Source organism: Faecalibacter macacae, from assembly GCF_003687725.1.
Taxonomy (GTDB): domain Bacteria; phylum Bacteroidota; class Bacteroidia; order Flavobacteriales; family Weeksellaceae; genus Empedobacter; species Empedobacter macacae.
This window is the reverse complement of sequence record NZ_RDOJ01000001.1, coordinates 5,196-32,132: the sequence shown is the minus strand read 5'-3', so window position 1 is coordinate 32,132 and position 26,937 is coordinate 5,196. Positions and strand designations below refer to the sequence as shown.

At 30.6% G+C, this 26,937-nt stretch carries 26 protein-coding genes and 1 riboswitch; of the genes, 15 read left to right on the top strand and 11 right to left on the bottom strand.

Annotated features, from left to right (window positions below; all coding sequences use genetic code 11):
* Positions 1 to 30 precede the first annotated feature (30 nt).
* The 4 genes from EAH69_RS00150 to EAH69_RS00135 all read left to right on the top strand — a co-directional run bounded on the left by EAH69_RS00150 (position 31) and on the right by EAH69_RS00135 (position 5,670).
* Positions 31 to 927, top strand: coding sequence for a glycerophosphodiester phosphodiesterase family protein (locus EAH69_RS00150; protein WP_121933188.1), 897 nt, complete (start codon positions 31 to 33; stop codon positions 925 to 927).
* Positions 927 to 2,531, top strand: coding sequence for a bacillithiol biosynthesis cysteine-adding enzyme BshC (gene bshC / locus EAH69_RS00145; RefSeq protein WP_121933187.1), 1,605 nt, complete (start codon positions 927 to 929; stop codon positions 2,529 to 2,531). Before EAH69_RS00150 ends, bshC begins: the two co-directional genes overlap by 1 nt.
* A 39-nt stretch (positions 2,532 to 2,570) precedes the next feature.
* The gene (locus tag EAH69_RS00140) at positions 2,571 to 4,427 is read left to right on the top strand and encodes a LysM peptidoglycan-binding domain-containing protein (RefSeq protein ID WP_121933186.1); all 1,857 of its coding nucleotides are present in this window, start codon (positions 2,571 to 2,573) and stop codon (positions 4,425 to 4,427) included.
* A 79-nt stretch (positions 4,428 to 4,506) separates the two neighbouring features.
* Complete coding sequence (locus EAH69_RS00135; protein ID WP_121933185.1) at positions 4,507 to 5,670, top strand: dicarboxylate/amino acid:cation symporter; 1,164 nt, start codon at positions 4,507 to 4,509, stop codon at positions 5,668 to 5,670.
* 84 nt (positions 5,671 to 5,754) lie between these two features.
* Here the strand turns inward: EAH69_RS00135 and EAH69_RS00130 are convergent, their stop codons facing one another.
* A complete protein-coding gene (locus EAH69_RS00130) occupies positions 5,755 to 8,160 on the bottom strand; it encodes a TonB-dependent receptor (RefSeq protein WP_121933184.1) in 2,406 nt (801 codons plus the stop codon).
* 210 nt (positions 8,161 to 8,370) lie between these two features.
* On the opposite strand from EAH69_RS00130, the gene EAH69_RS00125 reads away from it, so the two are divergent.
* The 4 genes from EAH69_RS00125 to nadD all read left to right on the top strand — a co-directional run bounded on the left by EAH69_RS00125 (position 8,371) and on the right by nadD (position 10,913).
* Positions 8,371 to 9,135: a Rossmann-like and DUF2520 domain-containing protein gene (locus tag EAH69_RS00125; protein ID WP_121933183.1), complete on the top strand. Its 765-nt coding sequence runs from the start codon at positions 8,371 to 8,373 to the stop codon at positions 9,133 to 9,135.
* Positions 9,135 to 9,665, top strand: coding sequence for a KdsC family phosphatase (locus EAH69_RS00120; protein ID WP_121933182.1), 531 nt, complete (start codon positions 9,135 to 9,137; stop codon positions 9,663 to 9,665). Before EAH69_RS00125 ends, EAH69_RS00120 begins: the two co-directional genes overlap by 1 nt.
* A complete protein-coding gene (locus EAH69_RS00115; protein ID WP_121933181.1) occupies positions 9,665 to 10,249 on the top strand; it encodes a Maf family nucleotide pyrophosphatase in 585 nt (194 codons plus the stop codon). Before EAH69_RS00120 ends, EAH69_RS00115 begins: the two co-directional genes overlap by 1 nt.
* Before the next feature lie 97 nt (positions 10,250 to 10,346).
* Positions 10,347 to 10,913 carry a nicotinate (nicotinamide) nucleotide adenylyltransferase gene (gene nadD, locus EAH69_RS00110; protein ID WP_121933180.1) on the top strand — a complete coding sequence of 189 codons (567 nt, stop codon included), beginning with the start codon at positions 10,347 to 10,349 and terminating at the stop codon, positions 10,911 to 10,913.
* Positions 10,914 to 10,944: 31 nt separating this feature from the next.
* Here nadD and EAH69_RS00105 read toward each other — a convergent pair whose 3' ends face one another.
* From EAH69_RS00105 to pth, 4 genes are all read right to left on the bottom strand, one after another.
* Positions 10,945 to 11,556, bottom strand: coding sequence for a hypothetical protein (locus EAH69_RS00105; RefSeq protein WP_121933179.1), 612 nt, complete (start codon positions 11,554 to 11,556; stop codon positions 10,945 to 10,947).
* A gap of 66 nt (positions 11,557 to 11,622) precedes the next feature.
* Positions 11,623 to 11,853 (bottom strand): DUF3820 family protein, encoded by a 231-nt coding sequence (locus EAH69_RS00100; RefSeq protein WP_121933178.1) that lies wholly within the window; start codon positions 11,851 to 11,853, stop codon positions 11,623 to 11,625.
* Positions 11,853 to 12,266 (bottom strand): rhodanese-like domain-containing protein, encoded by a 414-nt coding sequence (locus EAH69_RS00095; RefSeq protein ID WP_121933177.1) that lies wholly within the window; start codon positions 12,264 to 12,266, stop codon positions 11,853 to 11,855. Before EAH69_RS00095 ends, EAH69_RS00100 begins: the two co-directional genes overlap by 1 nt.
* Positions 12,256 to 12,822 carry an aminoacyl-tRNA hydrolase gene (gene pth, locus EAH69_RS00090; RefSeq protein ID WP_121933176.1) on the bottom strand — a complete coding sequence of 189 codons (567 nt, stop codon included), beginning with the start codon at positions 12,820 to 12,822 and terminating at the stop codon, positions 12,256 to 12,258. The genes EAH69_RS00095 and pth overlap by 11 nt, the downstream gene beginning before the upstream one ends.
* 108 nt (positions 12,823 to 12,930) lie before the next feature.
* Between pth and EAH69_RS00085 the strand changes: the two genes are divergently transcribed.
* The 3 genes from EAH69_RS00085 to EAH69_RS00075 all read left to right on the top strand — a co-directional run bounded on the left by EAH69_RS00085 (position 12,931) and on the right by EAH69_RS00075 (position 16,629).
* A complete protein-coding gene (locus EAH69_RS00085; RefSeq protein WP_121933175.1) occupies positions 12,931 to 13,449 on the top strand; it encodes a TlpA family protein disulfide reductase in 519 nt (172 codons plus the stop codon).
* A gap of 199 nt (positions 13,450 to 13,648) precedes the next feature.
* Positions 13,649 to 14,629, top strand: coding sequence for a glutathione synthase (gshB, locus tag EAH69_RS00080; protein WP_121933390.1), 981 nt, complete (start codon positions 13,649 to 13,651; stop codon positions 14,627 to 14,629).
* On the top strand, positions 14,626 to 16,629 hold the full coding sequence (locus EAH69_RS00075) for a flavohemoglobin expression-modulating QEGLA motif protein (RefSeq protein ID WP_121933174.1): 2,004 nt from the start codon (positions 14,626 to 14,628) through the stop codon (positions 16,627 to 16,629). The genes gshB and EAH69_RS00075 overlap by 4 nt, the downstream gene beginning before the upstream one ends.
* A 367-nt stretch (positions 16,630 to 16,996) precedes the next feature.
* Here the strand turns inward: EAH69_RS00075 and EAH69_RS00070 are convergent, their stop codons facing one another.
* From EAH69_RS00070 to EAH69_RS00050, 5 genes are all read right to left on the bottom strand, one after another.
* A complete protein-coding gene (locus EAH69_RS00070) occupies positions 16,997 to 18,319 on the bottom strand; it encodes an APC family permease (protein ID WP_230466648.1) in 1,323 nt (440 codons plus the stop codon).
* 58 nt (positions 18,320 to 18,377) lie between these two features.
* Entirely contained in the window at positions 18,378 to 20,771 is a 2,394-nt protein-coding gene (locus EAH69_RS00065) for a TonB-dependent receptor plug domain-containing protein (RefSeq protein WP_121933172.1), read from the bottom strand.
* A 76-nt stretch (positions 20,772 to 20,847) separates the two neighbouring features.
* Positions 20,848 to 20,949, bottom strand: a riboswitch (SAM riboswitch).
* A gap of 50 nt (positions 20,950 to 20,999) precedes the next feature.
* Entirely contained in the window at positions 21,000 to 21,605 is a 606-nt protein-coding gene (locus tag EAH69_RS00060; RefSeq protein WP_121933171.1) for an aminotransferase class IV, read from the bottom strand.
* The gene (locus EAH69_RS00055; protein WP_121933170.1) at positions 21,589 to 22,548 is read right to left on the bottom strand and encodes an aminodeoxychorismate synthase component I; all 960 of its coding nucleotides are present in this window, start codon (positions 22,546 to 22,548) and stop codon (positions 21,589 to 21,591) included. The genes EAH69_RS00060 and EAH69_RS00055 overlap by 17 nt, the downstream gene beginning before the upstream one ends.
* Before the next feature lie 12 nt (positions 22,549 to 22,560).
* Complete coding sequence (locus EAH69_RS00050; RefSeq protein ID WP_121933169.1) at positions 22,561 to 23,316, bottom strand: DUF2189 domain-containing protein; 756 nt, start codon at positions 23,314 to 23,316, stop codon at positions 22,561 to 22,563.
* Positions 23,317 to 23,392: 76 nt separating this feature from the next.
* Between EAH69_RS00050 and EAH69_RS00045 the strand changes: the two genes are divergently transcribed.
* Positions 23,393 to 23,965, top strand: a complete 573-nt coding sequence (locus tag EAH69_RS00045) for a nitroreductase family protein (RefSeq protein ID WP_121933168.1) — start codon at positions 23,393 to 23,395, stop codon at positions 23,963 to 23,965.
* Between the two features lie 66 nt (positions 23,966 to 24,031).
* Here the strand turns inward: EAH69_RS00045 and EAH69_RS00040 are convergent, their stop codons facing one another.
* Complete coding sequence (locus tag EAH69_RS00040) at positions 24,032 to 24,493, bottom strand: DinB family protein (protein ID WP_121933167.1); 462 nt, start codon at positions 24,491 to 24,493, stop codon at positions 24,032 to 24,034.
* 136 nt (positions 24,494 to 24,629) lie between these two features.
* Between EAH69_RS00040 and EAH69_RS00035 the strand changes: the two genes are divergently transcribed.
* From EAH69_RS00035 to EAH69_RS00025, 3 genes are all read left to right on the top strand, one after another.
* The gene (locus tag EAH69_RS00035) at positions 24,630 to 25,733 is read left to right on the top strand and encodes an Mrp/NBP35 family ATP-binding protein (protein ID WP_121933166.1); all 1,104 of its coding nucleotides are present in this window, start codon (positions 24,630 to 24,632) and stop codon (positions 25,731 to 25,733) included.
* Between the two features lie 3 nt (positions 25,734 to 25,736).
* Complete coding sequence (locus EAH69_RS00030) at positions 25,737 to 26,033, top strand: NifU family protein (RefSeq protein WP_121933165.1); 297 nt, start codon at positions 25,737 to 25,739, stop codon at positions 26,031 to 26,033.
* A gap of 124 nt (positions 26,034 to 26,157) precedes the next feature.
* Positions 26,158 to 26,922, top strand: a complete 765-nt coding sequence (locus EAH69_RS00025) for a DUF3108 domain-containing protein (protein ID WP_121933164.1) — start codon at positions 26,158 to 26,160, stop codon at positions 26,920 to 26,922.
* The last annotated feature ends 15 nt before the right edge of the window (positions 26,923 to 26,937 follow it).

The window sequence follows — 26,937 nt, the reverse complement described above, 5'->3', positions numbered from 1 at the left end:
GGTATAACTAAAAATAACAGCATCAAAAATATGTTTTTAAATAAGTTAAAATTTAACCATTTCAATACTTTATGCTTCGCTTTTTTGCTTTTTTGGAGTTGTAATCCAGAAAAACCTGTAAATAATGTAAAGCAAGTATCAAACCAAACTGAAATTGATTTTAGTTATAATCAAAAACAAAAAAATTTAGTTAGTGCTCATCGTGGAGGAAGTGGAATAGAAAATTATCCAGAAAATTCGATTGAAACGATGCAGTATTTATATGAAAAAGGAATTCAGATTTTTGAGATTGATGTTGCTAAAACAAAGGATGGTCAATTAATTTTAATGCACGATAACAGTCTACAACGTACATCTACAGGCAGACAAGATGTAAATCAAGTTACACTTAATCAAATTAAGGAATACTTTTTGGTTGATGATTTTAAGAATACAACAACATTTAAAATTCCAACTTTTACAGAAGCTTTAATTTGGGGAAAAGGCAAACCTATTTACTTTATGGTAGATATTAAAAAAGATGTAGATTATAAAGATTTAATAGCTGAAATTAGAAAAAACCAAATGCAAAATCAAGTTGTTTTAGTCTCTTACTCAACCGGTCAAGCAAAAAAATTAAATCGTTTAGCTCCAGAAATGCTTTTATCTGTATCTATGCGAAACGAACGTGAATTTAATGAAATGATAAACAGTGGAATTCCGACCGATAAAATGGTTGCTTTTACTGGAACAATTAGGTCTCCTAAAGAATTATACGACAAAATTCATGAACAAAATATTATGGTAATTTTTGGGACTTTAGGAAATATAGATAGAAGTGCAAAAGCACGAGGAAATACCATATATCAAGAGTTAGAAACGCAAGGAGTTGATATCTTTGCAACAGATAGAGCACTTGAAGTTTATCAAACTATAAACAAAAACTAATGGAAACTAAAACTATAAGTTTAAAAGATTCGAACTATTTTTCTTCTTTAATGTTAAATTACATTGATCAAAAAGAAGAAATAAAACCATTTTATAATCGTTTTCCATCTTTTGAAAACTACACAGATCAAGCAAAAGATAAGTTAAAAACATATCAACATCGTAGTGTTTTAGTACAACAATTAGAAGATCAATTAAAAGATTTAAGTTTATCAAAAAAGCAAAAGAAAAACTTAGAACTTTTAAAACAATATAATACAGTTACAATTACTACTGGTCATCAATTAAATCTTTTTACTGGACCAATTTTCTTTTTTTATAAAATTTTACAGGTAATTAAACAGTGTAAAGAATTAAATAAATCGCAAGACGAAATTAATTTTGTTCCTGTATTTTGGATGGCAACAGAAGATCACGATTTTGATGAAATTAATCATTTTCATTACAGTGATCGCGTTATTCATTGGGCCAAAACACATGGTGGACCAGTTGGACAATTAACTACTGATGGATTAGAGGAAGTTTTTAATTCATATTTAAGTTTATTTCCGAATGGAAAGAAAAAAGAACAGTTGAAAGAATTAATCGATGCTTCGTATTTATCATCTAAAACGCTTACAGAAGCTACAAGAAAATTAGTTCATGCTCTTTTTGGAGATTATGGATTACTTATGATTGATGGTGATGATAAAATCTTAAAACAGACCATAATTCCGATCTTTGAAAAAGAAATTAAAAATAATTTAGCTTTTCAACACGTTATTCCGGAGATTGAAAAATTAAGTAAATTAAATGTTCATGCACAAGTAAATCCACGTGAAATTAACTTATTTTATATAGCTAATCCTTTATCAAGAGAACGAATTGTTTTTGAAAATGGGAAATACAATATTTTAAACACTTCAATTTCATTTACTGAAACTGAAATTATAGAAGAACTAAAACAATTTCCTGAAAAATTTAGTCCAAATGTAATCATAAGACCTTTATACCAAGAAACTATTTTACCAAACGTTGCATACATTGGTGGTGGTGGTGAATTAGCATATTGGTTAGAATTAAAATCTATGTTTGAAGCTTATAAAGTAGATTTTCCTTTATTGGTCTTAAGAAATTCGATGTTAATTCGAACAAAAAAACAAGTTCAAAAACAATTGGCTCTAAATTTGAGAGATGAGGATTTGTTTCGTACAGGACGCAATATCATAAAAGAAGATGTTGAAAAGAATTCTAAGTTAATTGAACAGCTACCAGATTTAAGAAATCAATTAGAAAATTTATTCAAAGAATTAGAAAATCTTTCAACTCAAACCGATGTTTCATTTGCTAACATGATTCAGGCGCAAAGAACAAAACAAATAAAAGGTTTTGAAAAACTTGAAAAAAGATTAGTAAAAGCTGAAATTAAGAAACAAGAAGATTATCAAAATAGAATAGATCTACTTTTAGAAGATTTAACACAAAACAATGGTTTACAAGAACGTGTGCGCCATTTTTCGGATTTCGATTATGTTGATGTTAAACTCTTTATAGACTCTATCTATCAAAATATTAAACCATTTGAGTTTAACTTTATTATAAATACGTTAGCCGAAGATATTTAAGTAAAGTTATTCGTATATTTATACCGTAAATTCATTTAAATGAAAAAAATAGTATCGTTATTACTTTTTATTGGTTCTACAGTATTATTTGCTCAACAAAAAACACATAAAGTTGAGCCAAAAGAAACTGTATATGGAATCTCTAAAAAATATGGTGTAACCCAAGAAGAATTATATAAAGCTAATCCTACAATCGAAAAAAATGGATTACAGATTGGCGATTCAATTATTATTCCTGGAGCTGTAACATCTAAAAATAATGAACAAACTTCTGCGACTAATTTTGAAGATGAAAACTTTATCTATTTGACAATTCAGCCAAAAGAAAGTATTTATCAAATAACTCGTAAATATGATGTTACTGAAGCTACATTAAAATCTTTAAATCCAAAACAATTAGAAAATGGATTAAAAGTTGGCGATGTAATTCGTATTCCAAAAAAATCAACGACAACTACAGTTACTTCTTCTAAGCCAAAAGAAACTGTACCATCATCTAATGGATATGTTGTTGAAAAAGGAGAAACATTATATAGTTTATCAAAGAAATTTAATGTTTCTGTAGACGATTTTTATGCAGAAAATCCTCAATTACAAACGGAAGGTTTAAAAAATGGAATGGTTATTAACATTCCTAAAAAATCTGGTCGTGCAGTAATTGAAAATAACACGATTAACTATACAGTTCAATCGGGTGATACTGCATATAATATCATCAATAGATATAATACAAATTTAGACGAATTGTTAGCGTTAAATCCTGATGCTATTAATGGTTTAAAAGCCGGAATGGTCTTAAAATTACCATTAGAAAACAATGCTAAAATTATAAAATATGCAGAAGCTGGTAAAGTAAAACGTGCCAACGATAACGAAATTAACATTGTATTGATGTTACCTTTTAATGCAGATAATCCAACTTCATTAAAAAACAATCAAGCAATGCAATTTTTTACAGGAGCAAAAGTTGCTTTAAATCGATTAACTAAAGCAGGGAAAAACATCAACGTTAAAGTTATTGATACAAAAGATGAAAACGATATTCAATCAATTTTATCTACTCAAGATTTATCAAAAACAGATGCGATTATTGGACCTATTAAAGCTGGTGCTGTTATAGAAGTTGCAGATTTCTTAAGAGGATCTGGAATCGGAATTATTTCTCCTTATGCGACAAGCGATGAATTAAATAATTACGAAAACTTATTAATTGCAAATCCACGAGAAGAAGTTTTAGCTGATCAGATTATTGAAGAAGTTTCTAAAACTTTTGCTGGTGAACAAATCTATTTATTAACAGATTCTGATCACCAAGAATTAGCAAACTACACAAAGAAAACTTTAGAAAAATCTTTAAAAGCTAATGTTGTTATCGTTAACGATGCTTCTAAAATCATTCAACCAAACGACAAAGTTGGAGATGTAAATTACTTTACGCCAATTACTGCAATTATGGTTGGAGATAACGATGTTTTAGGAAAACAATATTTAGAACGTTTAAAAACTTTTAACAAAGATAATATCAAAGCATTTGGAATTAAATCTGTTGATGTTTATGATATTTATGATACAAATAATGCGGCTAACATTGATGCTTTCCGCGAATTTGGATTTGTTTTTAGTACAAGTAACATCATGAATACAAGAAACGAAGAAACGAAAAGTATCTTAAAAGATTTTGCAGATGTTTATTGTTACTTACCTAAACGTGCAGAACAACTAGGTTATGATACAGTTTATGATATTGTAGATAGAATGAATTCTAAAGGAGATTTCTTAAATAATATTTCTGCTGAAAACACAAGATTAGCAAGCAAATTTGCTTACAAACGTGTCGGTTCATCAAAGGCTTATGCAAATGATTCTGCCCGAATCATTAGATTACCAAAAAAATAATTAAAACAAAAAATATAATTGAAGCGATATAGATTTTACTATATCGCTTTTTTTTGGCAAAATATTTTTAAATTCGCCTATGAACAAACTCAAAAACAACTTACTAATACAAGTTATCATTGCTATCATATTAGGTATTGTAATTGGTAATTTTATTCCAGAAAGTATCGGAAGAATCTTCCTTACTTTCAATGATTTATTTAGCGAATTATTAAACTTCTTAATTCCTCTAATCATTGTAGGATTAATTGTTCCTTCAATCGGAAGATTAGGACAAACTGCAGGAAAATTGTTATTAACAACCGTGTTGATAGCTTACGGATCAACGATTTTTGCAGGAATGTTAGGATATACATCAGCCATGACAATTTTCCCGAGTTTATTAGAAAACCAAACTGGACAAATTAGTTTAGCTGAAAATGCAAAAGAATTAAAACCATATTTCACGATAGAATTTCCTCCGTTTTTTGATGTAATGCCAGCTTTGGTATTTTCATTCTTGTTTGGAATTGGATTATCAAAACTAAAAAACTCTACTTTCGAGAAATTTGCAGATGATTTTGAATCAATAATTACATTCTTAATTCAAGCCGTAATCATTCCATTGTTACCATTATTCATTTTCGGAATTTTCTTAAATATGACATATTCTGGTCAAGTAATGGTTATCTTAAATGTATTCTTAAAAATTATTGGAGTAATCTTTATTCTACACGTTGTATTACTATTAATACAGTTTATCATAGCTGGAACAATTGCTAAAAAGAATCCGATTACATTATTAAAAAATATGTTACCTGCTTATTTTACTGCTTTAGGAACACAATCTTCTGCCGCTACAATTCCGGTAACTTTAGCACAAACAAAAAAGAACGGAGTTGACGAAGAGATCGCAAATTTCTCTGTTCCACTATGTGCTACAATTCACTTATCAGGTTCTATGATAAAAATTGTAATGTGTTGTTTAGCCCTGATGTTAATCCAAGGAATGCCGATAGATTTTATGCAATTTTTAGGTTTCATATTAATGTTAGGAGTTGCAATGGTTGCCGCACCTGGAGTTCCTGGTGGAGCAATTATGGCTGCAATTGGTATCATTGCGTCTATGTTAGGATTTAGTCCAGAAAATCAAGCGTTAATGATTGCCTTATACATTGCGATGGATAGTTTCGGTACGGCCGGAAATGTTACTGGTGATGGAGCAATCGCAGTAGTTTTAAATCGATTTTTTGGTAAAAAATAAGCTTTAAAAAAATCAAATAAAAAAGGAGATAAACCATATGTTTATCTCCTTTTTAGTTATAAAAATATTTAAAAGAATTTAGTTTTATTGTAATCCAATACCTCCTCCAGATTGATCCGTTTTATTTTGCTGAACCTCTGCTCTTGTTTTTACTTTCCCACCAAAGTTGTAAGTAAATCCTAAGTAAAATGTATGTGCCTCCCAGTTAAAGTTTGCATAACCATAATAAGGTTGCGTCATATTTACACGAGCACGCATCGTTTTGAAAATATCATTCATACGAGCAGATATAGAAGCTTTTCCTTCCATAAACGTGTAACGTAAACCAAGATTCATACTCCACATTTCTAACATTTCTCCTTGTAAAAATTTAGTTTTACCTCTAAAGAATCCAAATTGTTGTAATGTTAAATTTTTAGATAAATTAAAATTATTATTCATTCTTAACGATAAAACATTAGCCGTAATTTTATTAACAGTTGGGTTTCCGTTCGCGTCTAATATTTCAGTTGAAACGTCTTGCATTTCAGACGAAGTAAAATCTCCTGCTAAGAAAACATTCATCCATTTGGCAACTTTATAATTCCAACTTGCTTCAATTCCGTAATTATTAACTTTATCGTAATTCATATTATATTGAATAAAACGAGTATCTAATTCTGGATCCTTTGTAAATCCTTGAATGATATTATCTGTTACATGTCGATAAAAAACTGTAGCAGATAACGAACCTTTGTCTAATTGTTTTAAATAACCTAACTCAATTGAATTTGTATATTCTGGATTTAGATCTGGATTACCTTTACTCGTCATTAAAGCTGTTGTAAATTGTGGAACTGGCGTTAGTTGGTACATTCCTGGTCTATCAATACGACGACTATAATTAAATGAAACTTGAGTTTTTTCAGTTAAATCATACGTCAAGAAAACCGATGGAAAGAAATCTGTATAATCTTTTTTAATTGTTCCTTTATTTGCAGGAGCATATAACCAATTACCATCATCTTTAACATTTTCTACACGTAATCCTACTTGCGCTCCAAACTTGTCAAATTTTTGCTTGTAATTTGTATAAGCTGATAAAAATTTACGGTCGAAATCAAAGTTTACATTTGGATTAAAATCTAATCCGTCTTCAGTAATTATTTGTGTAGAATTTAATACGTTTTCTGTCTTTTCATTTCTGAATTGGACACCTGCTTCAATTTTACCCGCACCTTCAATCTGATTGGTATAATCTAAATTAATACGTGTATTTTTAGTTTGATTATCTCTTAATTCATTATAAAATTCTGGATTAGGATAAGTATTTGTATAATCACGACTATCATCACTTAAGTTTTCAGAATAAAAAGCATCTAAAACAATGTTATGATCCTTTTTATCAAAATCTAATTTGTAATTTAAACTGTAATCAAAACCATCGTTATCAGAAATAATATCATTAATATTTCTCTTTGTTAATCCAGTTTCAACTACATCTGAATTAATTACACTATCCCATTTTCCTCGCCATTGATTTGTGTAAACTGTTAACGCATTTTTATCGTTAATAAACCAATCCACACCAACTTTGTAAGATAGATTTCTACCTTTATTATAAATATCGAACAACATGTCGAGATCTTGATCAAAATTTTGACCGATTCCGTGTTGTTTTGCTGGACGATCAGCATAGTTTAAGTTTCCGAAAATATTGAAATTTCCAACATTAACATTCGAATTAAGCGACGAATTAAAACGTGCTTTTTTCCCCTGTTCATAACCTGTTACTAAACCAATATTATATCCTTTCTTTTGTCCCTTAACTAAAATAATATTGATGATACCAGACTTTCCGTCTGCTTCATATTTTGCTGAAGGATTTGTTATAATTTCAATACGTTGAATTTGGTTTGATGGAATTTGTTTCAATAAATCCGCAGCTGATTGAGATGAAGGTTTTCCATCTACAAAAACTTTTACATTTTCATTACCTCTTAACGACAATGCACCTGTTTGTTGATCTACACTAACCGAAGGAATATTATTTAAAACTGAAGCTGCATCAGTACCAGCTGCAATTAAATCATTCCCAACTTCTACTACTCGCTTATCAATTTCATTACGATATTGTGAAGTTTCTTTACGAATAAAAACACCTTTTAATTCAACTGTTTGGTCTGATTTATTTTCTGTTAACTGAATTGTTCCCAAGTCAACAACTCCATCTACAACTTCAATTAATTGTTCGTGTTGCGCATAACCAAATTCAGTAATAACAACTTTATATTTCCCGTCTGTAATATCTTCAAAATTGAAATTTCCATCTTCATCTGTAGTTAAATCTGTAACATAAGAATCATCTTCAGCTTTATTTAAAGTAACCGAAACAAATGCTAATTTTTCTTGTTTAGCATTTACAACATGTCCTTTAACAGGCTGTACTTCTTGTGCCATACTAAAGACGGAACAAAAAGCGAATAGAATAGAAAGTGTATATTTTTTCATCTGTGTAAATTTTTAAATAATAGTTTAAATCAAAAGCAAGGTACTTTGTTTTACATAATACATATTCACAATTTGCTTCATTTACCCAATAAGACGCACAAAAAAATAAAACGTTACAATTAATATTAAAAAAATTTCATTTTTTTTTACACCTCGTATAAATAGCTTAATTTTATAACATCTCGAATCTAAAAAAAGATAATCTCTAATTTGAATTCAATAGTAATTTTAGGCGCTGGAAACGTTGCATTCCACCTAACTCGTGCATTAATAGAAAATACGTTTAACGTTCGACAAATTTTCAATCGTACATTAGAACATGCGAAAGAAATTGGTGAAGCAAATCGTGTAGCATATACCGATAAAATTTCAGAAATAGAAAAAGCGGATTTATATATCATTGCTTGTGCTGATAGTGGTATCGAAGAATTTTCGCACTACATACCATTTGACGATGTATTGGTTGTACATACTTCTGGATCATCTCCAATTTCAGTATTAAAAGGTGATTATAGAAAAGGTGTTTTATATCCGCTACAAACATTTACTAAAACAAAGAAATTACGTTACGACGAAATTCCATTTTTCGTAGAAGCTGAAAATCCTGAAGATGCAACTGCATTGAAAGAATTTGCATTACGTATTTCTAATGATGTGTACGAATTAGATTTTAAAAGTCGTATGGAAATACAAATGTGCGGGGTTTGGGCAAGTAATTTCGTGAATCATATGTACAAAATTGCAGGCGATTTCTGCGAAAAGAATAATGTCCCTTTTGATGTATTAGTTCCTTTAATCAAAGAAACGGCTAATAAAGTGGAAGAATTAACGCCACACGATGCACAAACAGGACCAGCTCGTAGAGGTGATGATGTGATTGTTAATCGACATTTAGATTTATTAAAAAATGATTCAAGATTATTACAAATCTATCAAATCTTAACAGATTCGATTAAAAGAGAATACGAAGACTAATGATAAGTTACAAAGAGAAATTGAATAACATTAAAACTGTTATTCTTGATGTTGATGGAGTTTTAACTGACGGAAATTTAATTCTTTTACCAACTGGTGAAATGGTTAGATCAATGAATACGAGAGATGGATATGCTATGCAATTAGCTATTAAAAAAGGTATTCGTATCGCGGTTATTACTGGAGGAAAAGATCAGGCTGTAGTAGATCGTTTAAAATATTTAGGATTAACAGACATTTATGTTGGTGCGCATGATAAAGTTGATGCTTTTCAAGATTTAGTTTTTTCTTACGGATTAGATCCTGACGAAATTGCTTACATGGGTGATGATTATCCAGATTTAGCTGTTATGGGATTAGTTGGATTATCTACTTGCCCTAACGATGCGTGTATGGATGTTCGTAAAGCTGCTGAATATATTTCACCTGAAAATGGTGGAAAAGGATGTGTACGCGATTTATTAGAACAAATCCTAAAAGTACAAGGATTATGGTATAATGAAGATGCTAAATATATCCCTTCTGTCTAATGTTATTACAAGATAAATTAAAAGACAAGCAATTAATTTTAGCTTCTCAATCTCCTCGTAGACGCGAATTATTAGCTGGTTTAGGTTTAGAATTTTCTACATTATCATTAAATATTGATGAATCTTTTGACCGTGAAATTTACAAAGCAAATCAAATTACTGAATATTTATCAGCCAAGAAAGCAAATGCTTATTCAGATTTAAAACTGAATGAAATAATCATTACGTCTGATACAACTGTTTGGGCAAATAACGAATCGTTAGAAAAACCTGAAAATCGTGAAGATGCTTACCGAATGATAAAAGCTTTAAGTAATAACACACATTCTGTTTACACATCTGTAACAATTAAATCAGTTGATAAAGAAGTTACTTTTACTGCTGAAACTAAAGTTACTTTTGCTGAATTAACAGATGAAGAAATTTATTTCTACATCGATCAGTACAAACCTTTCGATAAAGCTGGTGCTTACGGAATCCAAGAATGGATTGGTTACATCGGAGTTGAAAAAATCGACGGAAGTTATTTTAATGTAATGGGACTACCCGTACATCAATTGTATAAAGAATTACAAAAATTTTAATAGAAAAGGCTTTCAGAAATGGAAGCCTTTTTTATTTCTTTGGCTTAATTATCGCGTTATCCACAAAAGTTAATAAGTTTGTAAAAATAATATTGCTATGAAAATCGGATTATACTTTGGTTCATTCAATCCTATACACATTGGTCATTTAATTATTGCAAATCATTTCCAAAATTTTACCGATTTGGATCAAGTTTGGTTTGTAATTTCACCTCAAAATCCATTCAAGAAGAAAGCTTCTTTAGCTAATGAATTTGATCGATTAGATATGGTTGAAATCGCTATTAAAGATTATCCGAATCTTAGAGCTTCAGACATCGAATTTCGATTACCAAAACCTTCTTACACCATTGATACATTAATTCATTTAGAAGAAAGATATCCGAATGATCAGTTTTGTTTAATCATGGGTTCTGATAATTTAAAAGGATTACACAAATGGAAAAATAGTGAAATTATCTTGGCTAAATATCCAATTTATGTTTATCCAAGACCAGGATATGTCCAAGATGAAAGCTTAGAAAATGTACAAATTGTAGAAGCTCCTTTGATGGAAATTTCTTCAACGTTTATTCGTTCAGCGGTTAAAGAAAATAGAAATATTAAACCAATGTTACCAAATGGCGTTTGGGAACATTTGGATAAAATTGGATTATATAAATAGAAAAAGGATTACCGTTTGGTAATCCTTTATATTATAATTTAAACCTAACTCCTGCATTAACTATTGAGAAACCTAATCCACCTTCAGCAAAAATTTTAAAATTTTCTCCATAAGATAACCCTATAGGATTGACTTGAAAAGCAAAAATCACATTATTATCTTCACCATAGCGAGATGTATTCATTGTTCCTTTTGCTTCTGAATTTGTAATACCAACTCCGGCCATTACATTGCCATAAAATTTAAACTTATTTCGTTGATAATAGGTATAATCTAAACCTGGCATAATCACAAAAGCAGATCGCTTAACATCATAAACCTCATAAATTTCTCTATTGAAACTATACTCTGTAGATGTTCCTTTATAAGCATAATATCCTATTTGAGCTCCTACTTTCATACGATCTGAAACTGGTCTTCTATAATCAAGAAAAATGTATGGTGTACTTACCGATACATCTTCTGTAAAATAATGTCCTTTAGTAATACTAGGTATCAAACCATTGATTAGACCTTCAAACTCAAAAAATAATTCATAAGTAACACCATCACCGACACCTACAGATATCTCTGATGATTCTTGTGCTTTTAGGTTAAAATTAATTAGGGTAGTAAAGAGAAAAGCAAATAGTAATTTTCTCATTTTAAAATATTTTAGTAGCACTAAAATACAAAAAAAGGATTACTGTTTTAGTAATCCTTCTATATTTTATTGATAATTCTTTTTCAAGTGAAAAATGATTTCGTCTAATCCATTTAATTTAATCTCATAAACTGTAGAAAGCAACTGACCTAATTTCCCTTCAGGAAAGCCAGCTTTACTTACAAACCATTCTAGATAAGAAATTGGTAAATCACACAACAAACGACCTTGGTATTTCCCAAAAGGCATTTTTGTTGTAACGATATCTTTTAAAAATTCAGGTCGTAAACCTTCCATTATTTTTCAGTTTCTCCCTCGTATGTTAACATTCCGTCTTGAAAAGTATGTACTTTTTTCAAGTTATTTTCTAACATAATTGCTTCTGCAGATTTTGCTCTTACACCAGATCGGCAATAGATGTAGTAATTTTTTGTAGAATCTAATTCAGAAACTTTTTTCCAAAAATTATCGTCTTTTACATTTAAATTAATTGCTCCTGGTACATGCCCTTCAGCATACTCTTCTGGCGTACGAACATCAATTAAAACATTATTTGGATTCGATAAATCAACTTGATTTACATTATTTAAAGAAGAAATAATCTGTTGAATTTCTTCTGTTGATGTTACTTTTTCTACTTGATTAGTTTGGCAAGATGTAAATAATATTCCTCCAACTAAAGCCATCGTTAAAACAAATTTATTTCCCATTATATTGATTCATTGTGTTATTTAACCCTGCAAATACAAAAGATAATGCTGCATCTGCAGAATGATTTAATCTCTCATTCATAATTTCATTCTCCTCGGCAGTCCAGTCTCCAAGTACATAATCTATTTGTTGTCCCTTAAGATACTCATTGCCTACACCAAAGCGTAATCTTGGATAAGCCTGAGATTGTAATTTATTTTGAATATCCTTCAATCCATTATGTCCTCCATCGCTTCCTTTGGCACGCATACGAATAGATCCAAAAGGTAAATTAAGATCATCTGTAATCACAAAAATATTTTCAATTGCAATATTTTCTTTTTTCATCCAAAATCTAACAGCATCTCCGCTCAAATTCATATACGTATTTGGCTTTAATAAAGTAACAGGGCGACCTTTAAATTTGAATTGACAAACTTCTCCAAAATTTGATGGAATAAATTTAGCACCTGCTTTCTCTGCTATACGTTCAACAACTTTAAATCCAATATTATGACGAGTATTTTCGTATTTCGCACCGATGTTACCCAATCCAATGATTAAATATTTCTGCATAAAAACAAAGGTACAATATTTAAGATTCAGATAGAAAAATTAATAAGATTTAATTAATTTCAGTTATTTTGGTACAGCTTTTGGATAAAAGCATATGAGTTATAGAAAATGAAAAAGATATTTAGCATTTTAAGCCTAATAGTAGGATTAGCAGTTTTTGCACAAAAAATTCCTACTGTTATGAAAACAGAATTTTCACAAATAGCTTTACAAGATAAAGTTGTTGATACAAAAGGTAGTTCATTAACATTAGAAAATGTAATAAAAGAATACAATGGACAAATAGTTGTACTTGATTTATGGGCAACTTGGTGTGGAGATTGTATTAAAGGAATGCCAAAATTAAAAGAATTAAAAGCGAACAATCCAGACGTTAAATTTGTTTACCTATCAATGGATAAAACAGAAGAAGCTTGGAAAAAAGGAGTTGAAAAATATCAAATAGAAGGTGACCATTATTATATGGGAAATAACTGGAAAAATGAGTTTGCAACTTCAATCGATTTAAATTGGATTCCACGTTATTTAATTTTAGATCAAGAAGGTAAAATAGCAAAATACTATTCAGTAAAAGCAGAAGATCCTGAAGTTCAAACAACTATTGATCAATTACGAAAAAAAGAATAAGAGTTAATAAGTTTACAACCAAAAAGGTGATTGTTTATTATAAATCAATAAACAATCACCTTTTTATTTTATGTTTTTCTATTTGATTTTCTTATATTTAGACGTATTGATATTAAATTTTCGCCAATTTTTAATTTTTAAATTATTTTATCAAACTTTTGTCTATTATTGCAACAAATTAAAAATCCGTTTATATTATATGAAAATATGCTTCGTTATGTATCCTTGGGAAAAAGTAGAACCAGGAAAAGATACCACAATGCGTTTAATAAAAGAATGCGTAAACCGTGGTTTTGAAGTATCTTATTTAACAACAAAAGACATTTCTATCAACAAAGGAAAAGTAGTTGGAAAATGTAATAAATTGATCTCTATTGAAACGGAAGATTGCGTTGAATTTTATCATACAATGCAATTTGAAACTGCAGTAAAAGATTTAACATCGTTCGACATAATTTTTATGAGAAGTGATCCACCTGTTGATCCACTTTTATTAAACATGTTAGAAATGATTGAAGACGAAGTATTCTTTGTAAATAAACCTTCTGGTCTTCGTAAAGCAAATAATAAAATCTATGCTGCATCTTTTGATGATGGTAAAGAATCTATCGTTCCGCAAACTTTAATTACTCGCGATGTTGAGTTAATTAAACAATTTGTAGAAGAATATAATTTTGAGCGTTTTATCGTTAAACCATTAGATGGAATGGGTGGAAAAGGTGTTGTTCTTTTTGAAAAAAATAGCATCGGAAACTTAAGCTCAATTGCTGATTTTTACATTAACCACGATGGAAAACCTCAACCTATCATCTGCCAAAATTATATTGAAGGTGCTGAAAAAGGAGACGTTCGTGCTATTGTAATAAATGGTGAACCAATTGGTGCAATTATGCGTGTGCCTGCAGCTGGTGATCACCGTTCTAATATTTCTGCAGGAGGATCAGCTATCAAGCATGATTTAACTGATCACGAAATCAATTTATGTCGCCAAATGGGTGAACGTTTAGTTAAAGACGGAATTTATTTTACAGGAATCGATTTAATCAACGGAAAAATGGTTGAATTAAATGTGGTTAGTCCTGGTGGAATCGTTCCTCACAATAATGTAAACGGAAATACAGACATCCAAAAACAAATTATCTCTATGATTTTAGAGAAATACGAAGAATTTAAAAAATGAAAATTTTAACAATACAACAAATCATCAAAAATATTGAGAATGAAGTTGTCTTTGAAGCATATGCTGAAGACGAATCATTCAAGATTAAAATTGATGAATATATACCTTACGTTTGTGCTGCTATCCATGATGGTGGACAAATGCGCGATGATGTATTAGAAAAATGTAGTTTGTCTACCTACGAACGTTGGTATGAAGAAGATCCGCATACAGCAGAATTCGTAGGAAATTTCCCTATCTTAATACAAGGTTGTGATTCTCGTTTTGAATACGATTTAAATCGTGATCCTGACAATGCTATTTATGAAGAAGCATGGGGAAAAAATGTATGGGAAACTCCATTAAGTGAATCCCAAAAACAACGAAGCTTAGCTAAACATCACGCGTTTTACGAAGTAGTAGAAGCTTTAATCCAGAAATTAGAATCTAAGTTTAAAAAATGTGTCGTTTACGACATTCATTCTTACAACTGGAAACGTTGGGACCGACCTGTTCCTGTTTTTAACATTGGTGCAGAATTAGTTGATCATCAGAAATTTGGGGATTATGTTGAATCTTGGCGTGATGGTTTAAGCCTGATCGAATTAGGAGATATACATAATTATACTGCGGTAAATGATGTTTTTTACGGACGTGGATATTTGTTAGGTTTCATTACTAATAAATTTAAAGACACTTTGGTTTTAGCTACTGAAGTTTCTAAAATTTACTGTGATGAATTAACTGGTGAATCTTTCCCTGAAGTAATCAACCAAATAAAAGAAGGATTTAAAACAGCAATTTTAAATCACGCATTCGAATTCATTAAAAACGAAACTTCTTATAAAGTTTCAAAACAAGTAAATATTTTACACAACGAATTAGAATCTGATTTAATTAAAATTGATAAACAACTTTATAGCTTAGTTAAAGATTTCGAGTTATTAAGTGTAATCAATCCGATTAATCTTGAGTTTGAAAAGAAGAAATTTTTGGCTTCTAATTATAAATACGAGCCACAATTCAAGTACAATCCTTTAAATATTGATCCATTCGAATTTAAAAGAAAATTATCGAATATCAAGGTTGAAAAAATCAACGATATCAGTATTCAAAATATGTATGTAGATACAATTAATGCATACTTTGATAAAGTTGATTTATTAGCGAATCTTGGTACAAATAAATTCTTATACAATTCGTTACGTTATTTTGGCGAGCCATCAAAAAAAGATGTTGATAATGCCAATTTCGTTCTTTATTGTCCTGAATTCCGTATGGAAAAGGAAGGAGAATTTAATGAGAATGAAGTTGTAGAATTGTTTAAAAACGCAACACAAGATTACGGTTTTCAATTTGATATTGAAGTTTCTGACCATATTGCGTCAAAAGCTTTAGTAATCAACTCAAAGAAAAAAGTTGTAATTAAGAAAGGTGTAAAATTCGATAAACGATTTACAAAAGGTTTAATTGAGCACGAAATTGGTGTACATATGGTTACTACAATGAATGCTTTAAAACAGCCTTTAAAAATCTTTTCGATTGGTTTACCTGTTAATACTTTAACGCAAGAAGGTTTAGCAATTTTATCTGAATATTATTCAGATTCTATCAACCACGATCGTTTACGCGAACTAGGTTTACGCGTGTTAGCTGTAAATATGTTAACAAGCGGAAAATCGTTTAATGAAACGTTTTTAACATTGATGGAAGAATATAAAATGGCTCCGGAAAATGCATTCTATTTAACTACGCGTGTGTATCGTGGTGGTGGGTTTACAAAAGATGCTTTATACTTAAAAGGCCTAAAAACTATCTTGAATTATATCGATCAAGGAAAGAAATTAGACAACCTTTTAATTGGTAAAACTTCTGTAGAATATGTAGATACTATTGATGAATTAGTGGATCGTAAGATGATTAATTCGCCTCAGTATTTTACTAAAATCTTTAAAAAGCATTTGGAAAAACCGGAAATCAATCCGATTTTACAATATATTTTTAACGGTATTAAAGATTAATAATTTATTTCTAAATAAAAAAGCCACTTCTTAAGAAGTGGCTTTTTTTATTTTATGTAAAATAAACTTCTAAAAATAAATTTATGTATCTCTCGTTAATTACTAAAATAATACTAAAAAGATAAATGAAAAATTACAACTATTTAAGAATAAAAATATATGTATTAATTGTATTAATATCTTTTACGATCGGTGCAACGTTCAAAAAATCCAATCCTGTATTTCATATCGGAAATCAAATATTCCATGAAAATGTTTTCAATTATGCGTTATTTGGGCTTTGTATAACGATTGGTTTTTCTATTACGCTTATTTATGATTGCTATATTTTATTTAAAACAAATAAAATATCAAAGACAAACTAAATTTATTTATCAGGTTTTTCTAATCTTATCCTTTTATCAAAAACAAATAAGATCAATCCTAAAACAATGATTCCCAACCCAAACAGACTTTCTTTTGTTTTTTGCATCAACACAAAATAGCAGATGTATAAACTAAACGCTAAGAAGATTGCAGGTAAAACATAGAAAAATTTAGATTTAATAATCTTTAATTGATCTTGTTTGATGAAGAAAGCTGTAGATATAGCTAAAGTTGCTAAAATTTGTAAAACAAAAGATGTATAAGTAAAAATTACTTCAAAATCGCCTGTGAAAATTAATCCAATACTAATTGCTGTATGCACCCAAATCGCACGTAATGGAATTCCATTTTTATTGGCAGGTGCCATAAAACTCCACAATTTATTTTCTTTCGCCGTTGCTTGTGTCAATCGAGAACCAATCCATAAATAACCACTAATTGTAGCAATTAATTGTAAAGCGATAAATAAACTCACCCATTTTACTCCATTTGGTCCTAAAACATTTACAAAAGCAATATTTGCAACATCTTCTTGTAAAGATAAACTTGCTGAAGAAGCGTGTTTTAGAAAAACAAAATTCAATAAAATGTAAGAAATCGTCACAAAAATCACTCCTATAAATAAGGCTTTTGGAAGATTAACTTTTGGTTTCTCAATTTCTCCAACAATGTATGAAGCCGAATTCCAGCCTGTGTATGCAAATGTTACATAAACTAAGGAAGTCGCGAAAGCCGGTAAAATAATTTCATTTTGCCAAGACGAATCTAAAACGATGGCATTCGGTTCAATGGATGGTACAAAATAAAGTCCTAATCCAATCAATAATAAAATAAAAACTACTTTTAAAACTGTAAAAACATTTTGGAATTTACTGCTCAAATTCAGGCTATAGGATTGGAAAATTGCAACGACTAAAATAATTCCGATCGCGAATTCTTTTCCTAAATCCAAACCATAAACATTCAAGTATTTTATCATTGCTAAAGCTGCTAACGAAATTGGTGCTGAAAATCCAACAAACAAGGAAACCCAACTCGATAAATAACCCAAAACTGGATGATACGTTCGAGATAAATAAATATAATCTCCACCAGATTCTTTGAATTTAGAGGCTAATTCTGAATAAATAAAAGCACCAATCAAAGCTAAAAATCCGCCAATCAACCATAATAAAAGAATAGAATAGGTGTTTTTAAGGTCAGCAATTTGATAACCCAAACTTGTAAAAACTCCTGTACCAATCATATTCGATACGACTAATGCGGTAGCTGTCTTCCATCCTATTTTTAATTTTCCCATCGTGATAAAAAGTAAAAGTGCCATAAAACGACTTCTAAAAAGTACGACTTTTATGACACTTGTAAACTGTATTTAATTTGTATTAAAATCTAAAATTTAATCGAGCAAAATAATATGCTCCTGTTACACCCATTTGTACTGGTGCATATTTGAAAACTCCGTAATAAGAATTTTCGTAAACTTGTTCGTCTGGATAAATATCAAAAAGATTATTTGCTCCAATCGTAAAGTTGACATTTTTAGTTACATCATATCCAACAGTTAAATCTGTCACCACTTTTCCGCTATGTTCTTGCACACTTCCCCATGGATATCCATCTTTTGTAACTTTCCCGAAATACGTATTACGAACTAAGAAATTAAATTTATCAATAGAATATCCTAAGTTTAATGAACCTTTTACTTTTGGAGATAAAGTTTCGATAATATTGACCTGATCTGGTCCGAAATATTGATTATAAGGAACCGTTAATGAACTCGGGAAATGATAATTTACAATTTTTGTTTCGTTGACATTGGCAGATAAATTCGCATTGAAATTTCCTTTTCCTAAACGTGTTTGATAAGAAACAACTAAATCAATTCCTTTTGTTTCTGTGTCAATAGCGTTCGAGAAAATACGCGCAGCCGAAACTCCATTTGCTTCTAATGAGGGATCTGTAATATCTGAAGTTAAGACAATTCGATCATCTACTTTAATGAAATATCCATCTAATGTGATGAAAAATTTAGATGTTGGTCTGAAGGTTAAACCTAAACTCGCATTAACTGATTTTTCTTCTTTTAATTCGTCTAATCCGATTACATTTTGAGCTAAATCAGAAGAGTTTCTAATAATTCCTTTTGTAACTAAAGATTGCGTTCCATCAGGATTTACATATAAGTCGGTATAAGAATTACTAAAATATTTTTGTTGTAAAGATGGCGCTCTAAATCCAGTAGAAACAGCTCCACGGATTGAGTAACCTTTTGCATATTCGTAACGTAAAGCTAATTTACCGTTGATTGTATTTCCGAAGTCAGAATAATTTTCGAAACGTCCAGCTAAATCAGCAGTAAAATCACCAAATGTTAAACCTAAATCAGCATAAGCTGCAACCGAATTACGATCACCTTTTACCGCATTATCTGGCGAAAACCCAACAAAAGATTGCGATCCTCCATCTTTGTAAGAACCTTCTTCACCTGCTTCAATTTGATATTTTTCGTAACGATATTCACCTCCAAAAGCTACATTTACATTCTGATTAATTTTTTTAGAAAAATCTAAATTCACTGTATTTTGTAAAAAAGAATGTTTCCCAGCATAAAATGAAGTTGGCGAATTTGCTCCTAACGAATAATTAACTGTATTATCTACATTGTATTTGAATTCATTGAATCCAAACGTATTTGATAAATCAATATTCCAATCGTTTAATGTTTTGTAACGTAATCCTGTTGAATTAGAATAATCATTTACATTTGATTTTAAAACAGGTTGAAATCCGTTCGGAAAAATAGATTGAGATTCTGAAGGAACTTCATTTGGTAAACGACGGAAACCAAAACCTTCTCCTTGACGTAAAGAAACGCCACCAAACGTGTACAATTCTAAACGATCGGCTAATTCAGTTTCGGCATTCACAAAAAATTGTTGATTTCTAATTTGCGCATCACCAATCTGGAATTTAAAATCATCACGAGTTAAACCGTTTGCAGCAATTAAAGCATCATCTGCGGCTCTTGCTCCTGCTGGATCATCCGCAAAATCGTAGGCAAAATTATCACCATAAATATCTAAATTATGATCGCCTGTACGCGTTGTTTTCTTACGTTCTGAAACTACAGCAGAAAAAACAATCGAACCATTTTTTCCTAATTTCGCACCATAACTTCCATTAAAGTTATACGTTTCACCATCACCTTCGGCAGTTTGTCCGTATGTTAACGATGCTTCTCCTCCTGGCGCATTTTTCAATACCACATTTACAACACCTGCTATGGCATCCGAACCATATTGAGCGGCCGCTCCATCACGTAAAACTTCGATTGTTTTAATGGCAGAAACCGGAATTGCACCTAAATCTGTCCCAACAGAACCATTACCAACTGTGTTTTGATAATTCACCAACGAAGTTGTGTGTCGACGTTTTCCATTAATCAAGACTAAAACTTGATCTGGTCCCATTCCGCGTAAAGTCACTGGATCGATATGTTCTGTACCATCAGATGATGATTGACGAACCGAATTAAATGAAGGGATAACGTAGTTTAAAATATCATTAACTGTTAATTGTGGCGCTTGTTTAATTAAATCTTCTACATTGATCACATCTACAGGAACTGCAGAATTAACCACTGTACGATTGTTGGCACGATTACCAACTAAAACAACCTCATCTAACGAATTTGTTTCTTCTTCTACTTCTTGTGCAAACAAAGCTGTCCCTGCAAATAAGGCAAGTGTCGCTAACAAAAATTTGTTTCTTTTCATCTTTATTAAATCATTAATAAATCAAGAAATCGAAAACCTTAAAAAAATCTGTAGGAATTTATTTGAGAAAATTCACCACTCATCTTTCCCTTTTTAAGGTTGGAATTAGCACCTTGATAAAGTCATCCGGTTGCTAAGGTTTCAACGGGCCAAATCCCTCCACCTTTCTTGATAAGTTGATGCAAATGTAAAATGAAATATGATATAAACAAAATATCTCTACTAATATTATAGAGAATCTAATAAAACTTGGATATCAAAAGTTTGTGCTTCGTCAAAATTCATCATCGAATTGATTCTTTTGAATGAATAATAATTTTTTAAGTCGCGAGTTTTAATATTTTTTTCAAGAATTTTGCCTTCACGTAACAAGCTTTCACGCATTGTACCTTGTAACAAACTTGTTGTTGGCGTATGCCATTCGATACCATTAAAAAATATTAAATTGGAATAAATCGCATCTGTTATATAGTTAGCACGCACCAAAACTAAATCATCACAACCAGTTTCTTTGATATATTCATCAAAAAACCATCGATCAGCATATTTAAACTCATACGTGATTTCGTTTCCAATTTTATGTAATTGAATCGTGTTAATTTCTTTGATTTCGTATGGAATAAATTCGATAGATTCAATTTCTTTTCCATAAATCACTCGCACTTTATATTTATCATTTGATAATTCATCCGGAATCTGAATCGCTTCAATTAAGCTCATAAAAGGTGCATTAGGAAAGACATCTGCACGAGTTCTTTCAAATCTTTCTTGGTGTAAATCTATGTTTCTTAATTCGCGATTAAGACAACAAATACTTTCAATAAATTGGAACATATACTTTCTGAATCATTTCGTTAAACTCGCTTTCGCACTCACTTTTTGCGGTTATTCCGCCACCACTTTTAAAAATTAATTGATTATTTTCTTGTTCTATAAATCGAATCATTACTGCTGAATCTACATTTTCGCCATCAAAAACTCCGAAAACACCGGTATAAAAATTACGGTTATAATTTTCGGCTTCCAAAATAATTTCAACCGTTTTTTTCTTTGGCGCACCGCATATAGAACCAGCTGGAAGTAATTTATCGAAAATTGTTCCGATTTGAGATATAAAATCATCTTCTAAATCTCCAACAATTTCTGAACTTACTTGCAACAATGTTTTATCATTCGTAATTAATTCATCAATAAAACGATAATTTGTTACAGTTACGTTATTTGAAACTAAGCTTAAATCATTTCGAATCAAATCCACAATTGTTGCATGCTCAGCCGCTTCCTTTTCATCATTTAAAATAATTTCTTTCGCATAAGGAATCGAAGCATCAATAGTTCCTTTCATCGGATAGGATGAAATTTTACCATTTTTGATTTGAACAAAAATCTCTGGTGAAAAACAAACGAATTGATTTTTATAATTCAGTTTATATTTTGCTTGAGTTAATTTATAAATTTCCTCAATTGACAAATTCGTTTTAATTGGTGTGGCGCAAGTAAGATTTGTTAAATAAGAATTGCCAAACATCAAATTATCGTGAACAACTTTGAACTGTTTTTGATAATCTTCGTAAGAAATTGGATGCTTAGCAAACAAAAAATCTTTGTGTGAAATTTCTTGCTTTTCGGCATGCATTGAAAATTGAATATCATCAAGTAAATCCGCTAAAGGGATTACTTCTCCATGCTCTTTCAAAAAATCAATCATAAAAAAAAAGGGAACTTTATCAGCTCCCAATTTATTCATTTGTTCAAAAATCGAATGCGTTGTTAACATTCTATAAAAATATTATAATTCTTGCGATTGCCCAATAGAATCTATTTCATTATTTCCTTCTTGCAATAACACATCTTTTATCATCAAATAATTCATGATATACGCAATTGGCATAGAAACTAAAATTCCGATACCACAAGCATAAATACCAACTTGCGAAAGAATAGAAAACAGAAGAACAAATAATAAAAGGTACCAAAAATTCTTTTTTGCAATAGCTATTGAAGTTTTCACACTATCTACAGCTCCCAAATTACCGTGAAATATTAAATAAGGTGGTAAATACATCACAACCATTACAATTAGAATTACAATCATATAAATTGGAAAAATTGCAAAAAACGATAATCCGAAAATTGGTGCAGCAACATCTGAATGTTCCATAAAAATTCCGAATCCGCCTAAAATCAAAACATAAGGAATCATTACAGCTAAACCAATACCAATCAATATTAAAAAGAATGGGATGAATTTTGTCCATTTTTGGAACCCAATAAAGAAATCATTGAACTCGAAAGATTCACCTTTTTCAATTTTATCAACAACATTTCCATATCCCATTTGCAATGGGAACATCACTAAATATGGACCTACAAGTGTGATAACCGAAAACACATAAATTAATCCTGCTACTAATGCGAACAAAGAAAATTGTTGCCAATGTTTTCCATAGATCGTGAAAGCTTGATTTAAATAATCTCCAATTCTGATATCTACCCTTTCAGTTTTAGCTTTTTCTAATTTAATTTGGTCAATCGTTCTTATCATCGTTTTTTATAAATAATTGGTTTTAAAAAATGTAAATTTGCATTATTAGTTGCATAAAAATTATAATTGTTACAACATGAATCCAGCAGAATTATTAGATCTTATCCAAAAAAGAAGATCAGTATTTCCTCCTCAATATAATCAAGAAGAAATTACGAAAGAAGAATTAAATCAAATCTTTGAAGCGGCAAACTGGGCACCTTCTCACAAAAAAACAGAACCTTGGCGTTTTGTGGTTTTAGAAGGACCAGCAAAAGATCGTTTCCGCGAGTACGTGAAAAGAATTTACGTACAAGGAACGCCACCAGAAGATTTAAGCGATCGTAAAATAAATGCTTTAATTGAGAAATGTGATAAATCGAACAAAATCATTTTGATCAATTTCGTAAATGAATATAAAAATCCGGAGTGGGAAGAATTAGCAGCTACTTCTATGGCTGTACAAAATATGTGGTTAATGGCTTCTGCTTTAAAAATTGGAGCTTATTGGTCATCTCCATTAAATGTAATTGCTAACGTAGACGAATTTACGCCAATGGAAGAAGGAGAAAAATGTGTTGGTATTTTCTACATGGGAAAATACGATAACGAATTGCCTGCGGCTGTACGTAAACCGATTGAAGAAAAAGTTCGTTTCTTAGAATATTAATTAAATTATTCAACCATACGAAGTATAAAAATAGAAAAGTCAAACCCTTGGGTTTGACTTTTTATTTTAAAATGGAATATTCTTTTTTAAACTCAAAATATACCCAAGATGCATCGCTTCGTGAATGTTATTGTACATAATCGCATCTTCTATACAAGTTAATTCAACTCCCATCGACGTTTGATACGTACGATATCTCGCTAATTTTTCACCTTGATAATCTTTGAATAACTGCATAGGAGTACTTTCTAAAAGTTCCATCAGTTCATTAACATCTTCTTCTGTAGCCGCGCTATTCCCAAACGTTCCTTTTTTGTAAGTACGTATAAAATCCATGTCGACTAACATTTTATTTTCTGAAAGGTAATAATGAATTAATTGCTGTGTAGCTAAAACATGTGCAGCGTTCCAGAAAATATTATTTTTATAACCAACTGGGATATACAATAATTGCTCTAAAGTATGCTGAGAAAGCTCGTCTATTATCTCTCTTCTTATTTTATTAAGATAAATAATATGCTCTTCCATAGTCTGATTTAAAGGTTAAATATACTATAAATTAGTTCTATTTATCAAAAAATAAGGCAAAACGATTAAAATCACAAGGATAGATTTAGATAAGTTATAGTTTGTTAGTAATTTTGCATGATTTAATATAACAAAAATGGCTTATACAAGAGATCAAATCTATCAAGTCTTAGAAGAATTAGGAATTCGTAACTGGATGCGTAATGCACAAGTTATGGGAAATGATATCCACTTAGATATCGTATCTCCATCTCCAGCTATGCATGAAAGAAAGCGTTTAGAAGTCGCTTTAAAGAATGCCTTCAAAGAAAACTTGCCAGAAGCAAACTTAAAGTTAAACATTACGGTAGAAGCTGAACCTAAAGCTCAAGAAATTAAAGGTTCTGAATTACCAGGTGTAAAAAATATCATCGCTGTTGCATCAGGAAAAGGTGGTGTAGGAAAATCTACAGTTTCATCTAACTTAGCAATCAGTTTATCTAAAATGGGATTCAAGGTTGGTTTATTAGATGCTGATATCTATGGACCTTCTATGCCAATCATGTTCGATTGTGAAGATGGTCGCCCATATTCTGTTGAAGTAAACGGAAAAACTAAAATTAAACCAGTAGAATCTTACGGAGTAAAATTATTATCAATTGGATTTTTTGCAGATACTGACCAAGCAATTGTTTGGCGTGGACCAATGGCTGCAAAAGCTTTAAACCAAATGATCCGTGATGCGCATTGGGGAGATTTAGATTTCTTAGTAATCGACTTACCTCCAGGAACAGGAGATATCCATTTATCTATCGTACAACAAGTTCCGATTACTGGTGCAGTTGTAGTTTCTACTCCACAAAACATCGCGTTAGCAGATGCTAAGAAAGGAGTTGGAATGTTCCAAATGGAAGCAATTAACGTTCCGGTATTAGGAATTGTAGAAAATATGGCTTACTTTACACCTGAAGAATTACCAAATAACAAATATTACATCTTTGGTCAAAACGGTGCTAAGAACTTAGCTGATCAGATTGGTGTTCCTTTCTTAGGAGAGATTCCAATTGTTCAATCTATTCGTGAGGCTGCTGACGTTGGACGTCCTGCTGCATTACAAGAAGGTACTGTCGTGTCTGAAGTTTATATGAATATTGCTAGAAATGCTGTTGCTAGTTTAGTAGAACGTAACAGTACATTACCTCCAACAGAGGCTGTACGTATTACAACTATGGCAGGATGTTCGTCTAACAACAATAAATAAGAAATGACTGCAGAAGAAAAATATCTAGAAGTAGAAAAAGCGTTAACAGAGATTCGTCCATTTTTAAACCAAGATGGAGGAGATATCGAGTTAGTATCAGTTGAAGATAATATCGTTAAGGTACGTCTTTCAGGTGCTTGTATCGCTTGTTCAGTTAACCAGATGACATTAAAATCTGGTGTTGAAATGACTATTAAAAAGTATGTCCCAGAAATTGTTCAAGTTATTAATGTTTCGTCTTTAGAAACTTCTACTGATGCAGAAAACATTGAAAATTTAGACACTTCTACAACAATCTAAAGAAAGTTGTATTAAAATAAAAACATAAAAAAACTCGTTTTCAAGTCAAAAACATTTGATTTTGGAAACGAGTTTTATTTTTGGCAATACTTTTGAATATTATAAAATCAACAAAATATAAAAGATGAAAAAATACATTTCTTTATTACTTACAATTTTATTTTCATTTTCAATTGCCAATGCACAGAATTTTAAAACTGGCGAATTTTTAAAATTTAGAATTCATTATACTGGATTAAATGCAGGCTTCGCCACTCTAGAAGTAAAGGATGCGAATTATAACGGAAGCAATCATTTCCACATCGTTGGTAAAGGAAACTCTAGTGGTGCTGTAAGAGCATTTTACAAGGTCGAAGATAATTACCAATCTTACATCAATAAATCAAACATGAAACCTTCTAAATTTATTCGTGATATTTATGAAGGTGGTTATACACGTGATCAGATTTATTATTTTGATCATGCGCGTAAACAAGTTAAAGTTGACGATCGTAAACACAAAAAAGTTACTTATGAAACTATTCCTGTAGATGCACAAGATTTATTATCTGCTTTTTATAACATGAGAAATGTAGATCATGCCAAATTAAAAACAGGAGAATTCATCAACGAAAATATTTTCTTAGGTGATGAAACTTATAAATTCCGTTTAAAAGTTTTAGGAAGAGAAGTGAAGAAAACTAAATTCGGGAAAGTTAATACAATTAAAATTCGACCATACGTTCAATCTGGACGTGTATTTAAAGAATCAGAATCGGTTACTATGTGGGTAACAGATGACGAAAATTTAGTTCCTGTCCATATCAAAGCAAATTTGATGGTTGGGTCTTTAAATGCTGAATTATACGAATACAAAAACTTAAAATATCCTGTTAAGTTTACAAAATAAATAAAAGCCACTCCG